Here is a 19806-nt window from a genome sequence, read left to right as displayed (position 1 = left end):
ATGTCCACGGGTCCCGGATCAGTGGAAGGGCGTTCAGAAGCGCGAGCGCAGCGTCACGCCATAGGTACGCGGTTCGGCGAGGTACGACGAGAAGATCGCATTGCCCGTCGCAAAGTCGGGCGAGCCGAAGGCGGCGACCTGCGACGCGCTGCCCGCACCCTGGAAGGGGGCGGCGAAGGCGACCTGCTGGTAATTGGTGTTGAGGACGTTCTGTCCCCAGAATTCCAACGCCCAGCGCTGGTCGCGGCCGCGGATGCCGATGCGCGCGTTGACCAGGAAGAAGCCGTCCTGCCGCTTTTCCAGGAACAGGTCGGAGCCGGTGTTATAATCGCTGGTCAGGCGGCTATCGACGTAGAACAGCGCGTGCATGCCATTGTCGCCGATCGGCGGCGTCCACGACGCCGAGCTGGTGACCGTGTGGCGCGGCGCATTCGACATCTGTGCCCCCGGCAGCAGGAACAGCGCGGCGTTCAGTGCCTCGCCCGCATCGCTGCCGACCAAGTTGTTGCGATATTGCGTGTGCGCATAGGTGTAGCCGAGGTTGAAGGTCAGATCTTCGGTCGGATAGGCGCCGGCCTCCAGTTCGAAGCCCTGCGTGATGACGCCCGAGCGCACCTTGCCCGTGCAGGCGCCGGTGGTCGAGGAATTGTCCCGATCGGCACCGTTCAGGCCGGTGCTGCACGACCCGATATTCTGGACGATATAGTTGGTGCCGTTGAAGGTGTTCAGCTGGAAGTTCTTGAACGCCGACCGGAAGCCCGCGAGGTTCGCGGTGAACTTCGGCGTCGCATATTTGATGCCGATTTCGAACGCCTGCACCGTCTCGGGATCGAAGCGCAGGTTCGATGCGGCCGCCGCAGTCGGCGTGGCGAAGACGGTGGCCGACAGATCCGACTTGTCGAGGTTGAAGCCGCCCGCCTTGTAGCCGCGGGCGTAGGACGCATACAGCAAGGTGCTGGGCGCGGGCTTCCACGACACGACGCCGGTGCCGGTGAACTGGCCCTCGGCGATCTTGTCCTTGATCGGCACGCCGGTCAGCGCCGACGTCGAATTGCCGGTGCAGGTGAGCGTGATGATGCCGCCGATCAGTGGCTTCAGCGCCGCGGGCACCGCCGCACTGGCGAGCAGCGGGCTGAGCGCGGCCTGCTGCGCGGGGCAGACGGTGTTGTTGTTGTTGAAGGTCGCGTCCAGGCGCTTGTGCTCGTTGGTGTAGCGCAGGCCGCCGGTGATGCTGAGCGTGTCGGTGATCTTGAAGATGTTGTGCGTGAAGAAGGCGTAATTGCTGCTCGTCTGGTGATAGAGGTCGCGGACGCTGCCGACGTTGTTGACGGTGCTGAGGCGATCGATGCCGCTGATCACCGCCTGGCCGACCGCAGGGGTCAGCACGGCGCGGCCGGCGGCGCTGAGGCAGCCGCTCGCGGTCGGATCGCGCAAAGCGGCGGCGGGGTTCACCGTCGCGACGGCGCGGCATGCGGCGAAGGCGCCATATTGCGAGCCGAAGCGCAGATTGTCGACGACGTCGAGGTCCTCGTGCGCGTAATAGCCACCGACCAGCCAGTCGAGCCGGTTGTTGAACAGGCCGCCGCTGAGGCGGGTTTCCTGCGTGAACGTCTTGAACTGGCGATAGGCGTTGCCGTCGTTGGGGCGGTAGACGATGTCGACGTTGCCATAGTCCATGTCGCCCGCGCCGCCGGCCTTATATTCGCGATAGGCGCTGATCGAGATGAGCTGCACGTTGCCCAGCGTCCAACCGATGCGCGCCGACACGCCGCCGTCGGTGGTGACGTTCGAATAGGCCTGCCCCTTGGTCTGCGCGATCTGGCGGTTGTAGGGATTACCCATGCTGGGCAGCACGCCGCCCAGGCTCTGCAGGATCGACACGATGCGGTTCTGCGACGCGATCGAGAAGTCGCCCGGCACGCCCGGCGTCGGGTCGAACTTTTCGCGCGTGTCGATGTAGACGGCGCCGCAGCACTTTTCGTCGCGGTGCGTGTAATCGCCGATCAGGCGGACCGAAAAGTCGGACGACGGCTTCCAGAACAGCTGGCCGCGGACGAAATAGCGGTTGCGGTTGTTGAAGTCGGTGTTGTTGACGACGTCGTGCAGGAAGCCGTCGCGCTTGCCGTAGACGCCGTCGATGCGGAAGGCGAGCTTGTCGGCGATGATCGGGCCTGTCAGCGCGCCGGCGAGGCGGACGGCGTCGTAATTGCCGTAGCTCGCTTCGCCATAGCCGCCGAACTTGAATTCGGGGTATTTGGTGTAGATGCTGATCGCACCCGCCGACGAGTTGCGGCCCGACAGCGTGCCCTGCGGCCCACGCAGAACTTCGATGCGCTCGACTTCGCCCAGGTCGTTGAGGCCCGAGCCGGTGCGGCTGCGATAGACGCCGTCGATGAACACGGCGACCGAGCTTTCGAGGCCGGGGTTGTCGCCGACGGTGCCGATGCCGCGCAGGCGCGCGGTCGCATTGGCTTCCGATCCGGTGGACGACACGATCAGCGACGGCGCCAGCTGCGCCATCTGGCGGATATCGGTCGCTCCCGAATTCTGGAGTGCTGCGGTGCTGTAGGCACTGACGGCGATCGGCACGTTCGACAGGCGCTGCGAGCGGCGCGTGGCGGTCACGACGATATCGGCAGTATTCTTCGATTCGGCTTCGGCGCGGGCCTTTTCCGCTTCGGCCTGCTTGCCCGACGGTACAACGCCGCGAAGACCCTGCGCGCCGGCTGGCGCGACGGCGCCCACGCACGACGCCGCCGCTGCCAGATATACCCACTTCCGCATCGATTATGCCCCTCTTTGATCCATTCCCTTGGCCAAGCCTTGGCCGGAAAGGGGATAAAGAGGCGTTAACCGTGCGGAATTTACCGCGTGATCTTCATGACATGCGTCGGATCAGCTGACGTCTTCGACCTGATCCAGATAGGCGCCGTACCCTTCCGCCTCCATCGCATCGCGGGGCACGAAGCGCAGCGAAGCGGAGTTGATGCAATAGCGCAGCCCGCCGCGATCGCGCGGACCGTCGGGGAAGACATGGCCCAGGTGGCTGTCGCCATGCTTCGAACGCACTTCGGTGCGCACCATGCCGTGGCTGCGATCGTGCAGTTCCTCGACATTGGCGGGCTCGATCGGTTTGGTGAAGCTCGGCCAGCCGCAATGCGATTCATATTTGTCGGTCGAGGCGAACAGCGGTTCACCCGAGACGATGTCGACGTAGATGCCCGCGGCCTTGTTGCCGAGATATTCGCCCGTACCGGGGCGTTCTGTGCCGCTTTCCTGCGTCACATAATATTGTTCGGGCGTCAGCTTCGCGATCGCTTCGTCGGTCTTGCGGTAATCGGCCATGATCGGCTCCTCAGCTAAGCGGCGGCTGTCCGTTGGAGGCCGAGAGGCCGCCGTCTACGGGCAGATTTACACCGGAAATATAGTGCGCATCCTCGCTCGCCAAAAAGGCGATGGCCCCGGCGATGTCGGCAGGGTCCGCGCCGCGGCCGATCGGGATGCGTTCTTCGAACTTGGCGATGAGGTCGGGCTGTTCCTTCATGCCTTCGGTCAGCGCGGTATAGGTGAGCGACGGGTTGACCGCATTCACGCGCACGCCCGCCTTCGCCTCGTCCATCGCCAATGCGCGGGTGAAGTTGGTGACCGCACCCTTGGCCGCGCAATAGAAACTGTGGTTCCAGTCGCCGCCAAGACCCGACACCGAGGAGATGTTGACGATGCAGCCCTTGGCCGCGCGCAGATGCGTGATTGCGGCGCGGCTCATCTGGACGACGCCGTACAGGTCGGTTTCGATCACCTTGGAAAAGGCGCTGAAATCGCCTTCGTCGAGTTTGCCGAGATGATCGACACCGGCGTCGTTGACCAGCACGTCGATGCCATCGAAGCGGCTGACGGCAAGATCGACCAGCGCCTCGCAATCGGCCATGCGGCTGACGTCCACCTCCAATGTCTCGACCGCATCGCCCAGCTCCGCGGCGAGGCGCTTGAGGCCCGCCGCGTCCTTATCGCCGAGCACGAGGTGCGCGCCCTCCGCAGCAAAGCGCCGCGCCGCGCCCTCACCGATGCCCGAGGCGGCACCGGTGATGACGACGACCTTGCCGGCGAACCGATTGCCGCTCACGCGCTCGCGGCCTGCTCGGCGTGGCGACCTTCGGCGACTTCCTCGATCAGCTTTGCGCAGAAAGCGGGGAGGTCATCGGGGTTGCGGCTGGTGACGAGGCCCTTGTCGACGACGACCTCCTGATCGACCCAATTGCCGCCCGCGTTGCGGATGTCGGTCTGCAGGCTGGGGAAGGACGTGAGCGTGCGGCCCTTCACCACGTCCGCCTCGACCAGGGTCCAGGGCGCATGGCAGATGGCGGCGACGGGCTTGCCGGCTTCGAAGAAGGCGTGGACGAAGGCGACAACCTCCTTCGAGGCGCGCAGCTTGTCGGCGCCGACGCTGCCGCCGGGGATGACGAGGCCGTCGAACTGATCCGCGGACACGTCGCCGATCGCCTTGTCGACCGTGAAGGTCTTGCCGGGGTCGAGGTCGTTGTTCACCGTCTGCGCCTCACCCGTTTCCAGGCTGATGACGACGACCTTGCCACCGGCCTGTTCGACGGCGGCCTTGGGCTGCGCGAATTCGGGTTCCTCGGTGCCGCGGGGGGCGATGAGAATGGCGATCGTCTTGCCGTCGAGGGTCATGGAATGTCTCCGAAGGTCAGGGAAGTCTTTGGAAAGGGGGCTCTCTCGAACGATCGGTTTTCGCAGCGGTTGCGTGGGGGACGGGATAATCTCGAACGCCCCCGAAACGACGGCGGGGCGCTGCCGCGATCGGCAACGCCCCGCTGTTCTAAGCCTATTGCGGATCAGGCGAGCGTCAGGCCGACGTCGACGTTGCCGCGGGTCGCGTTCGAATAGGGGCAGATCTGATGCGCAGCATCGACCAGTTGCTGCGCCTGATCGCGCTCCAGGCCAGGCAGATCGACGAGCAGATCGGCGGTGATGCCGAACCCGCCGGCATCCCGCGGGCCGATCCCCACGGTCGCGGTCACGGTGGTGGCGTCGGGCACCTTCACCTTCAGCTGCTGACCGGCGGCCTTGAGCGCGCCGATGAAGCAGGCCGAATAACCCGCGGCGAACAATTGTTCGGGGTTGGTGCCATCGCCACCCGCGCCGCCCAGTTCCTTCGGCGTCGACAATTTGGCTTCGAAGCGGCCGTCCTCGCTGCGGGCATTTCCTTCGCGGCCGCCGGTGGCGGTGGCGCGGGTGGCGTATTTGACGTCGACCGACATGATGCATGCTCCTTGCTAAATCTGTTATTGCAACAATGTATATCGCGATACTGATTTGTCCAGTGGCGTTTCAGCGTGGAGGAAAAGCGTGTACGACCTGTCGATGACCATGCCGCCGTCCCACCCGCTGTCGCTGGACGAGCAACTCTGCTTCTCGCTGTACGGCGCGTCGATCGCGATGACGCGCGTGTACAAGCCGATGCTCGACCGGATCGGCATCACCTATCCGCAATATCTGGTGCTGCACGCCTTGTGGGAAGAGGACGGGCGAACGATCGGGGCGATCGCCGAACGTCTATCGCTGGAATCGAGTACGATCACGCCGCTGGTGAAGCGTCTGGAGGCGAGCGGACTGGTGCGGAGGGCGCGGGATACGCAGGACGAGCGGCAGGTGCGCGTGGTGCTGACCGAGGCGGGGCAGGGGCTGCGCAGCGAGGCGACATGCCTGGCGGAGGCGGTGTTCGCGAAGACCGGACTCAGCATCGACGAACTGCGGACACTGACGCAGAATGTCCGGCGATTGCAGCGCGCGCTGGCGTCAGAACCAGCCGCGGATGCCGAGCGCGAGTGATACGCCACCGCTGCCCTCGCCATCGGCGCGGGCGTAGCGTGAAGTAGCGCCGTAGCGGCGTTCCCAATTGACCCCGACATAGGGCGCGAATTCGCGGGCGATTTCGTAGCGGAGGCGTACGCCCGCCTCGACGCTGGACAGGCCGGCACCGATGCGGGCGTCGGGTTCGTCCTGGGCGGCAAGGTTCACCTCCACGCGGGGTTGCAGGATCGCGCGCTGGGTCAGGCGCTGGTCATACCATGCCGACCCGCGGGCGCGGACGCCCTTGTCGGAGGCGAACAGCATGGCCTCGACGTCGAACCAATAGGGCGCGAGACCCTCTACGCCGATCGCGGCATGCGTGCGGCCGCCGTTCGGGCCGAGATCCTGCCGGGCGCCGGCCAACAGGTTGAAATAGGGGCCGATGGCATGGGCGTAGAGCGCCTGCACCTCGGCTTGGTCGATCGATCGGCCGAACGTACCTTCGCCTTCGCTTTTCACCACGACGCGGTCGATGTCGCCGCCGAACCAGCCTTCGCCGTCCCAGCGATAGCCGTCGCCGCCGCGGCGGACCTGTACTTCGGCGAGGTTGAACAGGATTTGCGAGAACCGCATGCCGCCATGCTCGGCGCGCATCGTGCGATCGGCAGCGGCCATGGCGGCGGGGTCGTAGAACCGATCGGCCGCGCGGGTGGTCGGGGGCGGGGGCGGCGGGGCGTTACCGGCGGGCAAATCGGTTCCGCTTTTGGTGGCGGCCGCCGCCGCTGGCATGGCGTGCATGCCGGGCATCGCATGCATTGGCATGTCCTGGGGCATGTCTTGGGCCATGTCGTGCGACATGGCCGGCATCGCAGTCTTGGGAGCAGCGGCTGCCGCAGGCTTGCAATGGCCCATCGCCGCATGGTCGGGCGGACAGTTCGGATCGGTTGCAACGGGCGCCGCTGGCATGGCCATCATGTGATCCGGGCCGGAGTGCGCGTGGCTTTGCGGCCGTGCCGGCGAGCGGGCCGGGGGTTTAGGCTTCGTCTTGGGCTTCGGCTTGGCCTTGGCGGCGGGTTTCGGCGCGGCGGGCATCGTCATGCCCGGCATGCTCATGCCGTGCATATGGTGCATCTGCGCCATCGCCGGCGGGGGGAGCAGGGCAAGGATCGCCAGCATCGCTCTCATGCGGCATCCTCCGCGCGCACCGTCACGACCTGCATCATGCCGGCGTGCATGTGGTAGAGCAGGTGGCAGTGGAACGCCTAATCGCCGATCGCGTCGGCGGTCAGATCGAAGGTGACGATGCCGCCGGGGGCGACGTTGACGGTGTGCTTGCGCGGCGCGTGGTCGCCGTGACCCGTCACCAGTTCGAAGAAATGGCCGTGCAGATGGATCGGATGCGCCATCATCGTGTCGTTGACGAGGCGAACGCGCACCCGCTCGCCGGCGCGGAAGGGGATCGGCGCGGTGACGGCGTTCAGCTTCACCCCATCGAACGCCCACATATAGCGTTCCATGTTGCCGGTGAGGTGGATGGTGAGCTGGCGCGACGGCGCGCGAACGTCCGGGTTGCGATCGAGCGCGATGAGGTCGCGATAGGTGAGCACCCGGTGGCCAACGTCGGCAAGGCCCTGTGGCGGTTCGCCGGTGCGGTCCATCGGCATGGGGGCGACCGTCTGCACGGCAGGGGTCTTGGGCAGGCCCGGCGCGTTCGCGAAGTCGCGCATGCTGTGGTGCATCGGTTCTGCGGGGGCTGCGGGTTTGCAATGGCCCATGGCGGCGTGTTCGGGCGGGCAGGCGGCGGGCGCGGCGGCGTGGTCCATGCCGCTCATACCGGTCATGCCGTCCATGTGGCTCATGTCGCCCATACCCATGTCGGTCATGGTGGCGAGCGGACGCGGACGGAGCGCGGGCACCGGCGCAACCATGACGACCTGCGGGGCGAGCGTGGCGCGCGCCATGCCGGAACGGTCCCAGGCTTCGGCGACGAGCGTATAGGCCCGCGCCTCCGGCTCCACGATCACGTCATAGGTTTCGGCGACGGCGATTTGGAATTCGTCGACCGTCACCGGCCGCACGTTGAGGCCGTCGGCCTGGACGATCGTCAGTTTCAGGCCGGGGATGCGCAGGTTGAAGTTCGTCATCGCCGAGGCGTTGACGATGCGCAGCCGCACCCGCTCGCCGGCCGCGAACAGCGCGGTCCAATTGTCGGCGGGGCCATGGCCGTTGATCAGATAGGTGTAGGTGCTGCCCGTCACGTCGGACACGTCGGTCGGGTCCATCCGCATCGCGCCCCAGGCGAGGCGGTCCTTGAGCGGCTGGTCCTTGCCCGCGAGCAGGCCGGCAAGCGTCTGCTTCTGGTAATTGAAATAGCCGCCCTGCAGCTTCAGGCGGCGGAAGATGGCGTGCGGGTGGAGAGGGCTGTGATCGGACAGGACGATCACATGTTCCCGGTCGCTCGCGACGGGATCGGGGCCGGCGGGATCGATGACGATCGGGCCGTAATGCCCCATCTGCTCCTGCAGGCCCGAATGGCTGTGATACCAATAGGTGCCCGCCTGGCGGATCGGGAAGCGGTAGGTGAAGCGGCTGCGCGCCGGAATGCCGGGGAAGCTGATGCCGGGCACGCCGTCCATCTGGAACGGCAGCAGCAGGCCGTGCCAGTGGATCGAGGTTTCCTCGTCCAGATCGTTGACGACGGTGAGCGTCGCGTCCTGCCCTTCGCGGAAGCGGAGCAGTGGCGCCGGCACCGAGCCGTTGATGCCGATGGCGTGTTGCGGCTTGCCGTCGATCGTCATCATCTGATGCGCGACGTGGAGCGTGACGTCCGGGCCGGTGAGCATCGGCAGCGGGGCGGCGATGCCGGCGGACACGGGCTGCGCCCAGGCGGGGAGCCATGGCACGGCGGCGGCGAGCGGGGCGGCCTGCAACAGATGGCGGCGCGTCAGGGGCAAGCGGGCATCCTTTGGCGGAACGGTCGCCGATATAGGGTCAGGGCCGCCGGTCCGACAGGGTGGCCATGATCGCGCGGCGCCGGTCCGGTGTCATCTGGCCCCAGCCGACGATCTCATCGATCGTACGGGCGCAGCCGCGGCACAGGCCGTCCGGCTCCATCACGCAGACGCCGATGCACGGCGTGTCGATCGCGACCGGGGGCGTCCGCTCGATCACCATGAGGGCCGCCCCCGGATGCGCTCAGGGCGCGATCGTGGCGTGGAGGAAGTCCGGGATCGGGCCGTTCCAGCCTTCGTCCGGGCCATCGTCGCGATTGGGGTCGCGATCGGCGTAGCGATCGTCGCGGCGGGGACGGCGGCGGTCGTCGTTGCGCGGCTGCGACGCGGCGGCGGTTGGGGCGGCCGCGGGACGGCGATCCTCACGGCCCGGGCGGGCGGGGGGCGGTGCGGGTGCCTGCTCGACGGGGGCGCTGTCGTTCGCCTTGCGGCCACCGCGCTCGCGGCGGGGACGGCGGGGTTCCTCGGCCGCCGGCGCGTCCGCCTCGGGCGCGTCGCCGAGATCGAGGCGTTCGATCGTCTGGCCGGTCAGCTTTTCGATATTCTGGATGTTCTCGGCATCCTCGCTGGTGATCAGCGTATAGGCGACGCCGGTCGCGCCGCCGCGGCCGGTGCGACCGATGCGGTGGACGTAATCGTCGGGGTGCCAGGGCGCGTCGAAGTTGAAGACGTGGCTGACGCCCTTGATGTCGAGGCCGCGCGCCGCGACGTCGGAGGCGACCAGGATGTTGATCTTGCCCGACTTGAACAGGTCGAGTTCGGCGAGCCGCTGCGGCTGTTCCATGTCGCCATGGATTTCGCCCGACTGAAAGCCGTGCTTTTTCAGGCTCTTGTTGAGTTCGCGTACCGTCGTCTTGCGGTTCGCGAAGATGATCGCAGTGCGTACCTCGTCCCGACGCAGCAGGCGGCGCAGCGCCTCGCGCTTCTTGAACGCGTTGGTCGCCGTCGGGACCAGATACTGCTTGATGTTGAGGTTGGTCGAGGCAGGGCGCGACACCTCGATCGTCTTGGGATTGTCGAGGAACTTGTCCGCGAGCTTCTTGATCGGCGGCGGCATCGTCGCCGAGAACAGCAAAGTCTGCCGCTGCTTGGGCAGCTTGGTGCAGATTTCCTCGATGTCCGGGATGAACCCCATGTCGAGCATGCGGTCCGCCTCGTCGATGACGAGCATCGAGCAGCCGGTGAGCAGGATGTTGCCGCGGCCGAACAGGTCCATCAGCCGGCCCGGTGTCGCGATCAGCACGTCGACGCCCTTTTCCAGCGCCTTGATCTGGTCGCCCATCGACACGCCGCCGATCAGCAGGGCCATCGAAAGCTTGTGGCCGGCGCCGTATTTCTCGAAATTCTCGGCGACCTGCGCGGCGAGTTCGCGCGTCGGTTCGAGGATGAGGCTGCGCGGCATGCGCGCGCGGCTGCGGCCGTGCGCCAGGATGTCGATCATCGGCAGCACGAAGGCGGCGGTCTTGCCGGTGCCGGTCTGCGCGATGCCGATCAGGTCGCGCATCATGAGGACGCTGGGGATCGCCTGCGCCTGGATCGGCGTGGGTTCGCTATAGCCCGCGTCGGTGACCGCGGTCAGGAGTTCGGGGGAGAGGCCGAGATCGGCGAAGCTCATGCCAAAAGGCTCATGCAAGGGTCCGGAAATAGACGCACACGGGTGCGGCACGCCGAGCGTCGCGCTTGCCGATCTGGGCGCGAAAGTCAAGGAAAGCGTGGGTGAGGCGCTATGACGGCGCGTGTCTGGCCTGCCTGGCGATGCGGGTCCGGCGTCCCCGTATCTTGAGGGGGACGGCGACGAGGACGAACAGCATCAGGGCTACGAAAAGCCAGAGCGGACCGGTCAACCCTTGCAGCCAGGCGATCAGGATGGCGCAGGGGACGGCGATCACCGGCGTGATCTTCGTCAGCCACCACAGCATCGCGCCCCAGCCGGGCCGATCGCGCATGCCTTTGCCCACGCTCAGCAGGATGATCGTTGCCACCAGCTTCGCGCCCAAGGCGATAGCGACGATCCAGCTCAGCGTTGCGATCAGGGGCGAGGGGCTGAAGAGCATGGCGTCATCATGCGGCGGCGTTTGCGGGGTGACAAGCGGGGCGATTCGGGGGCGCGCCGCGGGAGAAAACGGCGCGGAAGTGGACGAAGTGGACGGTACGTTATGTCTGGAACGCCTTCCTCCCCGACGACGCGGTTCGGGTGGGGTTCGCCGTGTCAAAGAGCGGGCAAGATGATAGGCATAATCGGGGCGTGTAGGACAGGGGGAAATGGTGGGGCCGACCGTGCGCCCAACTTCGTCATGCCGGACTTGATCCGGCATCCCGCTTCTAGCGCCGGTAGAAGAAGCGGGACCCCGGCTCTTCGGCCGGGGTGACGGGGAAGGTTTGGGATGGGCGCCCTCGGCTTCCGGACGGCGCGCCGCCCCCTCAGCGCGCCACCAGCGTCCGGAACTTGGCGATGCCGCAGCTGGCGCCGGAGCGCATGCGCAGGACGTCGCGGTCGGCGCAGACCTTTCCGTCGGCCTTGGGGCGCAGATAGAAGCCGTTGTAGAAGTCCATGGGCCCGCAATCGTCGTCGAGGTGCGCGCGCAGGCGCTTGCCGCCGGCCATCACCAGGTCGACCGCGTCGGGGGCGGAGACGAGCGCGCCGCCGATGTCGGCGACGGCGATGCATTTGGGGCCCTTCTTTTCCTTCCACTGCATCGGCTGCGGCACCGACAGGCGCGGCGCGGCGGCGGGGCCGCGGGCGGGGCCCATGCGCGGCACGCGGATGATGATGCGTTCGTGGACGGTCATCTGCGCGAACTGCACGCCGCTCAGCCGGTCGGGCGACTCGCTGGCGGAAACCAGCACGGGCGCGGTGCCGGCCAGGAGCATGGGTGCGATCAGCGCGGAGGAAAACGCAGGGGTCGGCATGTTCGGTGTCGGCTCCTAGCGGCGATCGTTGAACGGAGGATGAATTTCGAGTCATCGGCGGCGAAGGCGGGCAGGGGCCGCACATGGTTGAGCGGCGGGGCGTCCGGGGGTAGCGGACGCGCATGACTCCCGCCCAATCCGCACTGCTTGCCGATCTCGCTCCGCTGCTGGGGGCGAAGGGCATTGTGACCGATCCCGCCGATATCGCGCCGTGGACGATCGACTGGCGACAGCGGTTTCGCGGCACCGCGCCGGCGCTGCTCGCGCCGGCCTCGACCACCGAGGTTGCGGCAGTGGTCGCCGCGGCGGCGCGACATCGGGTGGCGCTGGTGCCGCAGGGGGGCAACAGTTCGATGGTCGGTGGGGCGACGCCGCCCGCCGACGGATCGGCGCTGATTTTGTCGCTCAGGCGGATGAACCGGATGCGGAGCGTGGATGCGGCGGCGGGGCTCGCCGTCGCCGAGGCGGGGGTGATCCTGTCCGACCTGCACGATGCAGCGCTTGCGCAGGGGCGGCGCTTTCCGCTGACGCTGGGGGCGAAGGGCAATGCGACCGTCGGTGGCCTGGTCTCGACCAATGCGGGCGGCACGCAGGTGCTGCGCTTCGGGTCGATGCGCGGGCTGGTCGCGGGCGTCGAGGCGGTGCTGGCGGACGGCAGCGTGCATGATGGCCTCGCGGCGCTGAAGAAGGACAATCGCGGTTACGACCTGACGCAATTGCTGGTCGGCGCGGAAGGGACGCTGGGGATCGTCACCGCAGCGACATTGCGGCTGGTGCCGCTGCCCGCCACACGTACGACCGCCTGGGCGGCGACGGGCGATCCGCAGGCCGCGCTGGCGCTGCTGCGCCGGTTCCAGGCGGCGACCGATGCGCTGGAGAGTTTCGAAATCCTGCCCGCCGAATCGCTGGCGGCGGTGCTGGCGCATGTCCCGGGCGCGCGGGCGCCGGTGGCGGGGGCGCATCGCTGGCATCTGCTGATCGAGCAGACCGACCCGCGCGGTGTGGCGCTGACCGAGGCGGTGCTGGCCGACGCGCTGGCGGATGGGCTGATCGAGGACGCGACGATCGCGGCGAGCGAGGCCCAGGCGGCGGATCTCTGGCGCATCCGCGAATCGATCTCCGATTCGGAGCGGGCGCTGGGGCCGGCGTCGCAGCATGACATTTCGGTGCCGGTCGAGGGCATGCCGCGCTTCATGATCGAGGCGGCGGCGGCGTGCGAGGCGCGCTTTCCCGGTACGCATGCCAGCGGCTTCGGCCATCTGGGCGACGGCAACATCCACTTCCACGTGCGCGCCGCGCCCGGCACCGATCCGGCGCGCTGGTATGCCGAGGATGTGCCGGTGGTCACGCGCTTCGTCGATGATCTGGTGATCGCGGCGGGGGGATCGATCGCGGCCGAACATGGCATCGGCCAGATGAAGCTGCACGAGCTGGAGCGGCTGTCGTCGCGCGCGCGCCTTGCGGCGCTGCGCGGGGTGAAGGCGGGGCTGGACCCGCTCGGAATCCTGAACCCCGGCAAGCTTGTGACGCTTGCGCCGGGGCAGCCGGATCAATAGAGCAACGCGCCAGCGTGCGGCCCGCAGGCATTGCGGGTCCGCAAACTATCCACGACGGAGAGAGTTCCCATGGCCAGCGCGCCGCTTCCCCTGTTCTACAACGGCCTGGAGCCGCTCTCGAGCGAGACGCACGCCACCTGGCGCGTCCGCCAGCTGGATGCCGCCCCCTTCCTGGTCGGCCAGCACGCCATTCCGATCACCACCGACGAATTCCCGCTGGTGCAGCGCTTCATGCCGATCGTCTTCTCGATCGGTGACGATGCCATTCCGCTGGCGCTGATGGGCCTGAACGAAGGCGTCAACGTGTTCGTCGGCGACGACGGCAAGCTGACCGAAAACAATCTGTACGTCCCCGCCTATGTCCGCCGCTATCCGTACATGCTGGCGCGCCTGCGCCCGGACAGCGAAGAGCTGTCGCTGTGCTTCGACCCGACGTCGGAAGCGATCGGCGCGTTCGACGAGGGCGATGCGCTGTTCGAGAACGGCCAGCCGAGCCAGGTGACGAAGTCGATCCTCGATTTCTCCGAACAGTTCGAACAGGCCGGCGCGCGCACGCAGGCGTTCATGAACGAGCTGCGCGAGCTCGACCTGCTGATGGAAGGCGAGGTCACGATCCAGCCGGAGCAGGAGCAGCCGCCGTTCGTCTATCGCGGCTTCCAGATGGTGAACGAGGAAAAGCTGGCCGCGCTGCGCGGTGACCAGCTGCGCAAGATGAGCCAGTCGGGCATGCTGCCGCTGCTGTACGCGCACCTCTTCTCGCTGTCGCTGATGCGCGAGATCTTCGGCCGCCAGGCGCAGCAGGGCAAGATGCCGCAGCCGCAGTTCGCGCCGGTCGGTTAACGACCGGGGCCGTTCCGCCAGCCGGAACCGCCGATACTCAGACGGGCGGGTGTCGCATCGCGCGACGCCCGCCCGTTTGCGTTGGGGCAGCCCGCTTGACCCGGTCGCCGATCCGGCGGACTGTCGTTCCGACCTCGAAAGGACATGACGGATGACAGGCTGGGCTCGCGACGCACGCTATTCGACCGTGGCGATCGCGTTTCACTGGACGATCGCGGTGCTGATCATCGCCAATCTGATCATCGGCATCGGGCATGACGGCATCCCCGCGCTGCGCGCGCTGATGGGCGCGCACAAGGCGATCGGCATCACCGTGCTGGTGCTGACGCTGGCGCGCGTCGCCTGGCGGATCGCGCATCGGCCGCCGCCGCTGCCCGCGCACATGCCCGGCTGGGAAAAGGGGCTGGCGCATGCGACGCACTGGTCGCTGTACCTGCTGATGCTGGCGATGCCGCTGACGGGCTGGCTGATGGTGAGCGCGCCGCCGACCGACGGGCCGGCGCGGCCGCTGACGTGGTTCGGCCTGTTCGACATTCCGCGCCTGCCGGCCAGCGCGGGGGCGGCTGGCTTCGGGCATGAAGCGCACGAGCTGCTCGGCTGGGTGATGGTGGCGCTGGTCGTGCTGCACGTCGCCGGGGCGCTGCGCCACCATCTCATTCTGCGCGACACAGTCCTCGCGCGGATGGTGCCGATGCAGCGCCGTTGAGACGAACGTTCATGATGGTGCGGTGAAAAAAACGTCACGAAGTGTTGCGGGGGTTGAACCAAATCGCGCCTCGCCTATTTTGTGACTTGTACGGCGCTCGTGTCCCCCCTTTCGCGAGACCGTATGGCACACCTTCGGGTGTGTCTCCTCCCTGAACCTTGGCCACTCCGTGCTTTCAGCACGGGGTGGTTTTTTTATGTGTCCGCGTCTTACTCGGCAGCGAGGGCGAAGGGGGGCGTGCCGGCGAGCGCTTCGTCCGCGACGGCGGCAAGCAGGCTGCGCAGCAGCGCGACGGTGCGATCGAAGCCGGGGCCGAGGCCGTCGAGCCGGGAGTCGAGGTACAGCGCGCGGTCGATCTCGACCTGCACGGCATGGATGCCGCGGGCGGGCGCGGCGTGCGTCTGCAGGATATGCGCGCCAGCATAGGGCGTGTTGCGCTGCGTCGCGATGCCCATCTGCGCCGCCGCGCCCTCGATCCGCGCGAGAAAGCGCGCATCGCTGGTCGCGCCGAAGCGATCGCCGAGGACGAGGCGCGCGTGCGGGCCGACGGTCGGCATCGAATGGATGTCGACCAATATTGCGACGCCGAAGCGCGCGCGTGCGGCGGCCAGCGTGGCGGCGAGCGTCGCGTGATAGGGGCGGTGATCCTCCGCAATGCGGCGCGCGACGTCGGCGCCGGTGAACCGCCCGCGCCACAGGTCGCCCGCCCCGCCCGCGCGACGCGGCACCAGGCCCAGGCCGCTGCGGATCTTCATCGACTGGCCGGACTGCGCCTGCGGGCGGACACCGTCGTCGACGCGCGGGTCGCGTTCATATTCGCTGCGGTTGAGATCGATCCAGGCGCGTGCGCGGCGCTGCACCAGCATCGTCTCGTTCGTCTGCGCGGCGCGGGCGACGGCATCGACGTGGCGATCCTCCAGCACCACCAGCGCCGATTCGGGCAGGCGCAGCGCGGCGCGTAAGGTGGGGGGATAGTCGCGGCCCGCATGCGGCACCGAGAGGACCACGGGACTGGCCGGCGCGGGCGGAGTGTCGAGGCCGGAGGGGCTTTGCGGCGAGGCGAAGGGTGTGCCGTGGGGCACATTGTGCGCCTGTGCGCCGTCGATCCGGTCGAACGAAGCGTCCATCTGTGGCACGCCTTAGCCCATCCGCGCGTTCGGCGCTCTGGAAATCTTCATATCTGCCGGTCCATACAGGATCGACCGCAACGCTAAGGACCCGAAAAGGCGATGATCCGTATCCTGCTGGCCGAAGACGACCAGGTCATGCGCGAATATCTGACGCGGGCGCTGGAACGCGCGGGCTATGCCGTCGCCGCGGTCGACCGCGGCACCGCGGCGATCCCGCTGCTGGAAACCGAGCCGTTCGACCTGCTGCTGACCGATATCGTGATGCCCGAGATGGATGGTATCGAACTCGCCCGCCGCGCCGCCGAGATGGTGCCGGGCCTGCGCGTGATGTTCATCACCGGCTTTGCCGCGGTGACGCTGAAGGCGGGTCGCGAGATGCCCAACGCACGCGTCCTGTCCAAGCCGTTCCACCTGCGCGACCTAGTCGCCGAGGTGGACCGCGTGTTCGAAATGGGCAGCGCCAGCGGATTAAATTGAGCGCGGCGTGAAATCAGGGCTTGCCAGCCCGAAGCAACCTGCTAATTGGCCCACCTCCGGCGGGCGTGTAGCTCAGTGGTAGAGCACTGTGTTGACATCGCAGGGGTCGCAAGTTCAATCCTTGCCACGCCCACCATCGAAAACCCCGCTAGGCCAACGGCTTAGCGGGGTTTTTGGTTTTCAGGCCTTCGCGCACGCTTCGGTGCCTGTCTGGCGACCGTCGCCATCCTCTCCAGGTTACTCCGCGTGGCGCAGCGTGCGGCGCAGGGCGTCGTGCCAGCCGGCGACGAGCGTCGCCCGGCGATCGGCGGGCATGGCCGGTTCGAAACAGGCGTCGCGGGCCCAGAGGCGTTCGAGTTCGGGCAGGCCCGACCAGATGCCGGTGGCGAGGCCGGCGTGGAAGGCGGCGCCGCGCGCGGTGGTTTCGAGGTCGGCGGGGCGCTCGATCGGTACGTCGAGCAGATCGGCGAGGAAGCGGCACAGCCAGTCGTTTGCGGCCATGCCGCCGTCGACGCGGACGCTGGCGGGATGACCGCCGCCGTCGGCGATCATCGCCTGGACGAGATCGAGCGTCTGATAGCCGACCGCCTCCAGCGCGGCGCGCGCGAGATGCGCCTGCGTCGCGCCCAGCGTCAGGCCGAAGATCGCGGCGCGCGCCTCCGCATCCCAATGCGGCGCGCCGAGACCGACGAAGGCGGGGACCATGTAGACGCCGTGATTGTCGGGCACCTGCGTCGCCATGTCGTCGGTATCGCGGGCGTGGGTGATGACGCCGATGCCGTCGCGCAGCCATTTGATCGCCGCGCCCGCGACGAAGATCGAGCCTTCGAGCGCGAAGGTCGTCTGCCCGTCCAGCCGGTAGGCGGGGGTGGTGAGCAGGCGCTGCTGCGAGCGGATCGCCTCCGTTCCCGTATTGAGCAGCATGAAGCAGCCGGTGCCGTAGGTGGATTTCGTCATGCCGCGGGTGAAGCAGGCCTGGCCGAACAGCGCGGCCTGCTGGTCGCCCGCGATACCCGCGATCGGGATCGGCGCGCCGAACAGGTCGGGCGCCGTCGCCCCGAAGATGTGCGCATTGTCGTGGACCTGCGGCAGGATGGCCATCGGCACGCGGAGCAGGCGGCACAGCTCCGGGTCCCAGTCGCCGGTGCGGATGTTCCAGAGCAATGTTCGGGCGGCGTTGGTGACGTCGGTTGCATGCGTCGTGCCGCCGGTGAGGCGCCAGAGCAGGAAGCTGTCGATCGTGCCGAAGGCGAGGTCGCCGCGGTCGGCACGGGCGCGCGCGCCGCGGACGGAATCGAGGATCCAGGCGATCTTGGTCGCGGAGAAATAGGGATCGAGCAACAGGCCGGTCGCCTCGCGCACGCTATCTTCGGCGCCGTCGCGGCGGAGCGCGGCGCAGACGTCGGCGGTGCGACGGTCCTGCCAGACGATGGCGCGGTGGATCGGCTGGCCAGTGGCGCGGTCCCAGACGACGACGGTTTCGCGCTGGTTGGTGATGCCGATGCCGGCGATGTCGTGCGCGCCCACGCCGCTGGCGCCGATCGCCTCGCGCGCGGTGGACAGAACGTCGCGCCAGATATCCTCCGGATCATGCTCGACCCAGCCGGGTTGCGGATAATGTTGCGCGAATTCGGTCTGGGCGACCGCGACGCGGCGCGCCTGTGCGTCGAACAGGATCGCGCGCGTCGAGGTAGTGCCCTGATCGATCGCAAGAATGTGCTTGGCCATGAGAGTCCTCTCCCGTCCCGCCTTCCAGTGTCGCGGGCCGGCGAGTGGCGTCAATGGCGGGAGCCGATTTTCGGATCGCACTGCGGCGGTTCGGCGTTAGGATCGCCGGACGGAGGGCGTGCGTGGCGGAGACGGATTACGACCTGCTGATCGTCGGCGGCGGCATCAACGGCGCCGGGATCGCGCGCGACGCGGCGGGGCGCGGCCTTTCCGTTTTATTGGTCGAGGCGGACGATCTGGCCGGGCACACGTCGTCGGCGTCGACCAAGCTGATCCACGGCGGCCTGCGCTATCTGGAATATGGCGAATTCCGGCTGGTGCGCGAGGCGCTGATCGAGCGCGAGCGACTGTGGGGCATGGCGCCGCACATCATCTGGCCGCTGCGTTTCGTCCTGCCGCAGACGCATTCGCCGCGGGCGGCGTGGATGGTGCGGCTGGGGCTGTTCCTCTACGACCATCTGGGCGGGCGCAAACGGCTGCCGGCGACCGAGACGGTGGGGCTGGCGGCGACGCCTTATGGCGCGGGGCTGCGCGATACGGCGGGAAAGGCGTTCGTCTATTCGGATTGCTGGGTCGAGGACAGCCGGCTGGTCGTGCTGAACGCGCGCGACGCGGCGGATCGCGGGGCAACGATCGCAACGCGGACGCGGCTGGTGCAGGCACGGCGCGAGGGCGAGCGCTGGGTCGCGACGATCGCCGATGCCGCGGGCGAGCGCATGGTGTCGGCACGGGTGCTGGTCAACGCGGCGGGGCCGTGGGTGGATGACGTGCTGGCCCGCGTCGAGGGCGGGCATGCCAAGAACGCCGTGCGGCTGGTGAAGGGCAGCCATATCGTCGTGCCGCGCCTGTATGCCGGCGACCATGCCTTCATGCTGCAGAACCCGGACCGGCGGATCGTCTTCGCCATTCCCTACGAAGGCGACTTCACGCTGATCGGGACGACGGACCAGCCTTGGGAGGGGGCGCCGGCGAAAGCCGCAATCGATGCGGGCGAGACCGCCTATCTCCTCGACACCGCCGACCGCTATTTCGCGCGTGGATTGCGCGAGAGCGATATCGTGTGGAGCTATGCCGGGATCCGGCCGCTGCACGACGACCATGCCGGCAATGCCTCTGCGGTGACGCGCGATTATGTGCTCGACCTCGACGCGGCGCCGGGGCGGGCGGCGATGCTGAGCATCTTCGGCGGCAAGATCACGACCTATCGCAAGCTCGCCGAACATGCGCTGGCGGAGCTGGGCGCGGTGCTGCCCGATATGGCGGGGGCGTGGACGGCGGGAGCGGTGCTGCCGGGTGGCGACCTGCCCGGCGGGGATTTCGAGGCGTTCGTGGCGGCGCTGGTGCGGGCGCGGCAAGGGCTGCCGGCGACGCTGCTGCGGCGGCTGGCGCGCGCCTATGGCACCAGGGTGGCGGCGGTGCTCGGCGATGCGCAGACGATGCGCGATCTGGGCCAGGATTTCGGCGGAGGGCTGACCGCGCGCGAGGTCGACTATCTGGTTGCGCAGGAATGGGCGCGGACGGCGGAGGACGTGCTGTTCCGGCGCAGCAAGCTGGGGCTGCATGTGCCGGACGATACGGCGGCGCGGCTGGCGGCGTATCTGCGGGAGATAGGCGTGTAGACTGGCGCCATCGACGGC

18 protein-coding genes, 1 tRNA gene and 1 pseudogene are annotated in these 19806 nt (G+C 67.9%); 7 read left to right on the top strand and 13 right to left on the bottom strand.

Going from position 1 to position 19806, the window contains the following annotated elements; genetic code table 11:
* Positions 1 to 33 precede the first annotated feature (33 nt).
* The 5 genes from A7E77_RS04135 to A7E77_RS04115 form a co-directional block, all read right to left on the bottom strand.
* Complete coding sequence (locus tag A7E77_RS04135; RefSeq protein WP_063686073.1) at positions 34 to 2784, bottom strand: TonB-dependent receptor; 2751 nt, start codon at positions 2782 to 2784, stop codon at positions 34 to 36.
* A 111-nt stretch (positions 2785 to 2895) separates the two neighbouring features.
* Complete coding sequence (gene msrB / locus A7E77_RS04130; RefSeq protein ID WP_063686071.1) at positions 2896 to 3345, bottom strand: peptide-methionine (R)-S-oxide reductase MsrB; 450 nt, start codon at positions 3343 to 3345, stop codon at positions 2896 to 2898.
* A 10-nt stretch (positions 3346 to 3355) separates the two neighbouring features.
* Positions 3356 to 4123, bottom strand: coding sequence for an SDR family NAD(P)-dependent oxidoreductase (locus tag A7E77_RS04125; protein ID WP_063686069.1), 768 nt, complete (start codon positions 4121 to 4123; stop codon positions 3356 to 3358).
* On the bottom strand, positions 4120 to 4689 hold the full coding sequence (locus tag A7E77_RS04120; RefSeq protein ID WP_063686067.1) for a type 1 glutamine amidotransferase domain-containing protein: 570 nt from the start codon (positions 4687 to 4689) through the stop codon (positions 4120 to 4122). The genes A7E77_RS04125 and A7E77_RS04120 overlap by 4 nt, the downstream gene beginning before the upstream one ends.
* Before the next feature lie 164 nt (positions 4690 to 4853).
* Positions 4854 to 5279: an organic hydroperoxide resistance protein gene (locus tag A7E77_RS04115; protein ID WP_017979755.1), complete on the bottom strand. Its 426-nt coding sequence runs from the start codon at positions 5277 to 5279 to the stop codon at positions 4854 to 4856.
* Positions 5280 to 5388: 109 nt separating this feature from the next.
* Between A7E77_RS04115 and A7E77_RS04110 the strand changes: the two genes are divergently transcribed.
* Positions 5389 to 5850, top strand: a complete 462-nt coding sequence (locus A7E77_RS04110; RefSeq protein WP_226341882.1) for a MarR family winged helix-turn-helix transcriptional regulator — start codon at positions 5389 to 5391, stop codon at positions 5848 to 5850.
* On the opposite strand, the gene A7E77_RS04105 is transcribed toward A7E77_RS04110, so the two are convergent.
* From A7E77_RS04105 to A7E77_RS04080, 6 genes and pseudogenes are all read right to left on the bottom strand, one after another.
* Positions 5818 to 6996 carry a copper resistance protein B gene (locus A7E77_RS04105; RefSeq protein ID WP_063686063.1) on the bottom strand — a complete coding sequence of 393 codons (1179 nt, stop codon included), beginning with the start codon at positions 6994 to 6996 and terminating at the stop codon, positions 5818 to 5820. The genes A7E77_RS04110 and A7E77_RS04105 overlap by 33 nt on opposite strands.
* Positions 6993 to 8765: pseudogene (locus A7E77_RS04100) on the bottom strand (copper resistance system multicopper oxidase). Before A7E77_RS04100 ends, A7E77_RS04105 begins: the two are co-directional and overlap by 4 nt.
* A 37-nt stretch (positions 8766 to 8802) precedes the next feature.
* The gene (locus A7E77_RS04095) at positions 8803 to 8985 is read right to left on the bottom strand and encodes a DUF1289 domain-containing protein (protein ID WP_043059167.1); all 183 of its coding nucleotides are present in this window, start codon (positions 8983 to 8985) and stop codon (positions 8803 to 8805) included.
* A 21-nt stretch (positions 8986 to 9006) separates the two neighbouring features.
* Positions 9007 to 10437 (bottom strand): DEAD/DEAH box helicase, encoded by a 1431-nt coding sequence (locus A7E77_RS04090; protein WP_063686061.1) that lies wholly within the window; start codon positions 10435 to 10437, stop codon positions 9007 to 9009.
* 109 nt (positions 10438 to 10546) lie between these two features.
* Complete coding sequence (locus A7E77_RS04085) at positions 10547 to 10876, bottom strand: hypothetical protein (RefSeq protein WP_063686060.1); 330 nt, start codon at positions 10874 to 10876, stop codon at positions 10547 to 10549.
* 367 nt (positions 10877 to 11243) lie between these two features.
* Complete coding sequence (locus tag A7E77_RS04080; RefSeq protein WP_063686058.1) at positions 11244 to 11732, bottom strand: hypothetical protein; 489 nt, start codon at positions 11730 to 11732, stop codon at positions 11244 to 11246.
* A gap of 122 nt (positions 11733 to 11854) precedes the next feature.
* On the opposite strand from A7E77_RS04080, the gene A7E77_RS04075 reads away from it, so the two are divergent.
* The 3 genes from A7E77_RS04075 to A7E77_RS04065 all read left to right on the top strand — a co-directional run bounded on the left by A7E77_RS04075 (position 11855) and on the right by A7E77_RS04065 (position 14834).
* Complete coding sequence (locus tag A7E77_RS04075; RefSeq protein WP_063686056.1) at positions 11855 to 13288, top strand: FAD-binding oxidoreductase; 1434 nt, start codon at positions 11855 to 11857, stop codon at positions 13286 to 13288.
* A 69-nt stretch (positions 13289 to 13357) separates the two neighbouring features.
* The gene (locus A7E77_RS04070) at positions 13358 to 14128 is read left to right on the top strand and encodes a SapC family protein (protein ID WP_017979745.1); all 771 of its coding nucleotides are present in this window, start codon (positions 13358 to 13360) and stop codon (positions 14126 to 14128) included.
* 151 nt (positions 14129 to 14279) lie between these two features.
* Positions 14280 to 14834 (top strand): cytochrome b, encoded by a 555-nt coding sequence (locus A7E77_RS04065; RefSeq protein ID WP_063686054.1) that lies wholly within the window; start codon positions 14280 to 14282, stop codon positions 14832 to 14834.
* A 209-nt stretch (positions 14835 to 15043) separates the two neighbouring features.
* On the opposite strand, the gene A7E77_RS04060 is transcribed toward A7E77_RS04065, so the two are convergent.
* Positions 15044 to 15961: an N-formylglutamate amidohydrolase gene (locus A7E77_RS04060; protein ID WP_063686052.1), complete on the bottom strand. Its 918-nt coding sequence runs from the start codon at positions 15959 to 15961 to the stop codon at positions 15044 to 15046.
* A 102-nt stretch (positions 15962 to 16063) separates the two neighbouring features.
* On the opposite strand from A7E77_RS04060, the gene cpdR reads away from it, so the two are divergent.
* Both cpdR and A7E77_RS04050 read left to right on the top strand, forming a co-directional pair.
* Entirely contained in the window at positions 16064 to 16441 is a 378-nt protein-coding gene (cpdR, locus tag A7E77_RS04055) for a cell cycle two-component system response regulator CpdR (protein ID WP_017979742.1), read from the top strand.
* A gap of 61 nt (positions 16442 to 16502) precedes the next feature.
* Positions 16503 to 16577, top strand: a tRNA-Val gene (locus A7E77_RS04050).
* 101 nt (positions 16578 to 16678) lie between these two features.
* On the opposite strand, the gene glpK is transcribed toward A7E77_RS04050, so the two are convergent.
* The gene (gene glpK, locus A7E77_RS04045) at positions 16679 to 18169 is read right to left on the bottom strand and encodes a glycerol kinase GlpK (protein WP_063686050.1); all 1491 of its coding nucleotides are present in this window, start codon (positions 18167 to 18169) and stop codon (positions 16679 to 16681) included.
* Between the two features lie 122 nt (positions 18170 to 18291).
* Here glpK and A7E77_RS04040 point away from each other — a divergent pair, with 122 nt between their 5' ends.
* Positions 18292 to 19788, top strand: coding sequence for a glycerol-3-phosphate dehydrogenase (locus A7E77_RS04040; protein ID WP_063686048.1), 1497 nt, complete (start codon positions 18292 to 18294; stop codon positions 19786 to 19788).
* Positions 19789 to 19806 lie beyond the last annotated feature (18 nt).

The organism is Sphingomonas sp. NIC1 (assembly GCF_001638925.1).
Taxonomy (GTDB): domain Bacteria; phylum Pseudomonadota; class Alphaproteobacteria; order Sphingomonadales; family Sphingomonadaceae; genus Sphingomonas; species Sphingomonas aquatilis.
The sequence above is the reverse complement of the archived record's forward strand: the minus strand, read 5'-3'. Positions and strand labels throughout refer to the sequence as shown.

Excerpts from the sequence above, each read along its gene's own strand:
- A7E77_RS04085 (WP_063686060.1), bottom strand. The coding sequence starts at position 10,876 with ATGCTCTTCAGCCCCTCGCCCCTGATCGCAACGCTGAGCTGGATCGTC.
- A7E77_RS04090 (WP_063686061.1), bottom strand. The coding sequence starts at position 10,437 with ATGAGCTTCGCCGATCTCGGCCTCTCCCCCGAACTCCTGACCGCGGTC.
- A7E77_RS04075 (WP_063686056.1), top strand. The coding sequence starts at position 11,855 with ATGACTCCCGCCCAATCCGCACTGCTTGCCGATCTCGCTCCGCTGCTG.
- A7E77_RS04080 (WP_063686058.1), bottom strand. The coding sequence starts at position 11,732 with ATGCCGACCCCTGCGTTTTCCTCCGCGCTGATCGCACCCATGCTCCTG.
- A7E77_RS04065 (WP_063686054.1), top strand. The coding sequence starts at position 14,280 with ATGACAGGCTGGGCTCGCGACGCACGCTATTCGACCGTGGCGATCGCG.
- cpdR (WP_017979742.1), top strand. The coding sequence starts at position 16,064 with ATGATCCGTATCCTGCTGGCCGAAGACGACCAGGTCATGCGCGAATAT.
- A7E77_RS04110 (WP_226341882.1), top strand. The coding sequence starts at position 5,389 with ATGCCGCCGTCCCACCCGCTGTCGCTGGACGAGCAACTCTGCTTCTCG.
- A7E77_RS04135 (WP_063686073.1), bottom strand. The coding sequence starts at position 2,784 with ATGCGGAAGTGGGTATATCTGGCAGCGGCGGCGTCGTGCGTGGGCGCC.
- msrB (WP_063686071.1), bottom strand. The coding sequence starts at position 3,345 with ATGGCCGATTACCGCAAGACCGACGAAGCGATCGCGAAGCTGACGCCC.
- A7E77_RS04060 (WP_063686052.1), bottom strand. The coding sequence starts at position 15,961 with ATGGACGCTTCGTTCGACCGGATCGACGGCGCACAGGCGCACAATGTG.
- A7E77_RS04070 (WP_017979745.1), top strand. The coding sequence starts at position 13,358 with ATGGCCAGCGCGCCGCTTCCCCTGTTCTACAACGGCCTGGAGCCGCTC.
- A7E77_RS04105 (WP_063686063.1), bottom strand. The coding sequence starts at position 6,996 with ATGAGAGCGATGCTGGCGATCCTTGCCCTGCTCCCCCCGCCGGCGATG.
- A7E77_RS04095 (WP_043059167.1), bottom strand. The coding sequence starts at position 8,985 with ATGGTGATCGAGCGGACGCCCCCGGTCGCGATCGACACGCCGTGCATC.
- A7E77_RS04115 (WP_017979755.1), bottom strand. The coding sequence starts at position 5,279 with ATGTCGGTCGACGTCAAATACGCCACCCGCGCCACCGCCACCGGCGGC.
- glpK (WP_063686050.1), bottom strand. The coding sequence starts at position 18,169 with ATGGCCAAGCACATTCTTGCGATCGATCAGGGCACTACCTCGACGCGC.
- A7E77_RS04120 (WP_063686067.1), bottom strand. The coding sequence starts at position 4,689 with ATGACCCTCGACGGCAAGACGATCGCCATTCTCATCGCCCCCCGCGGC.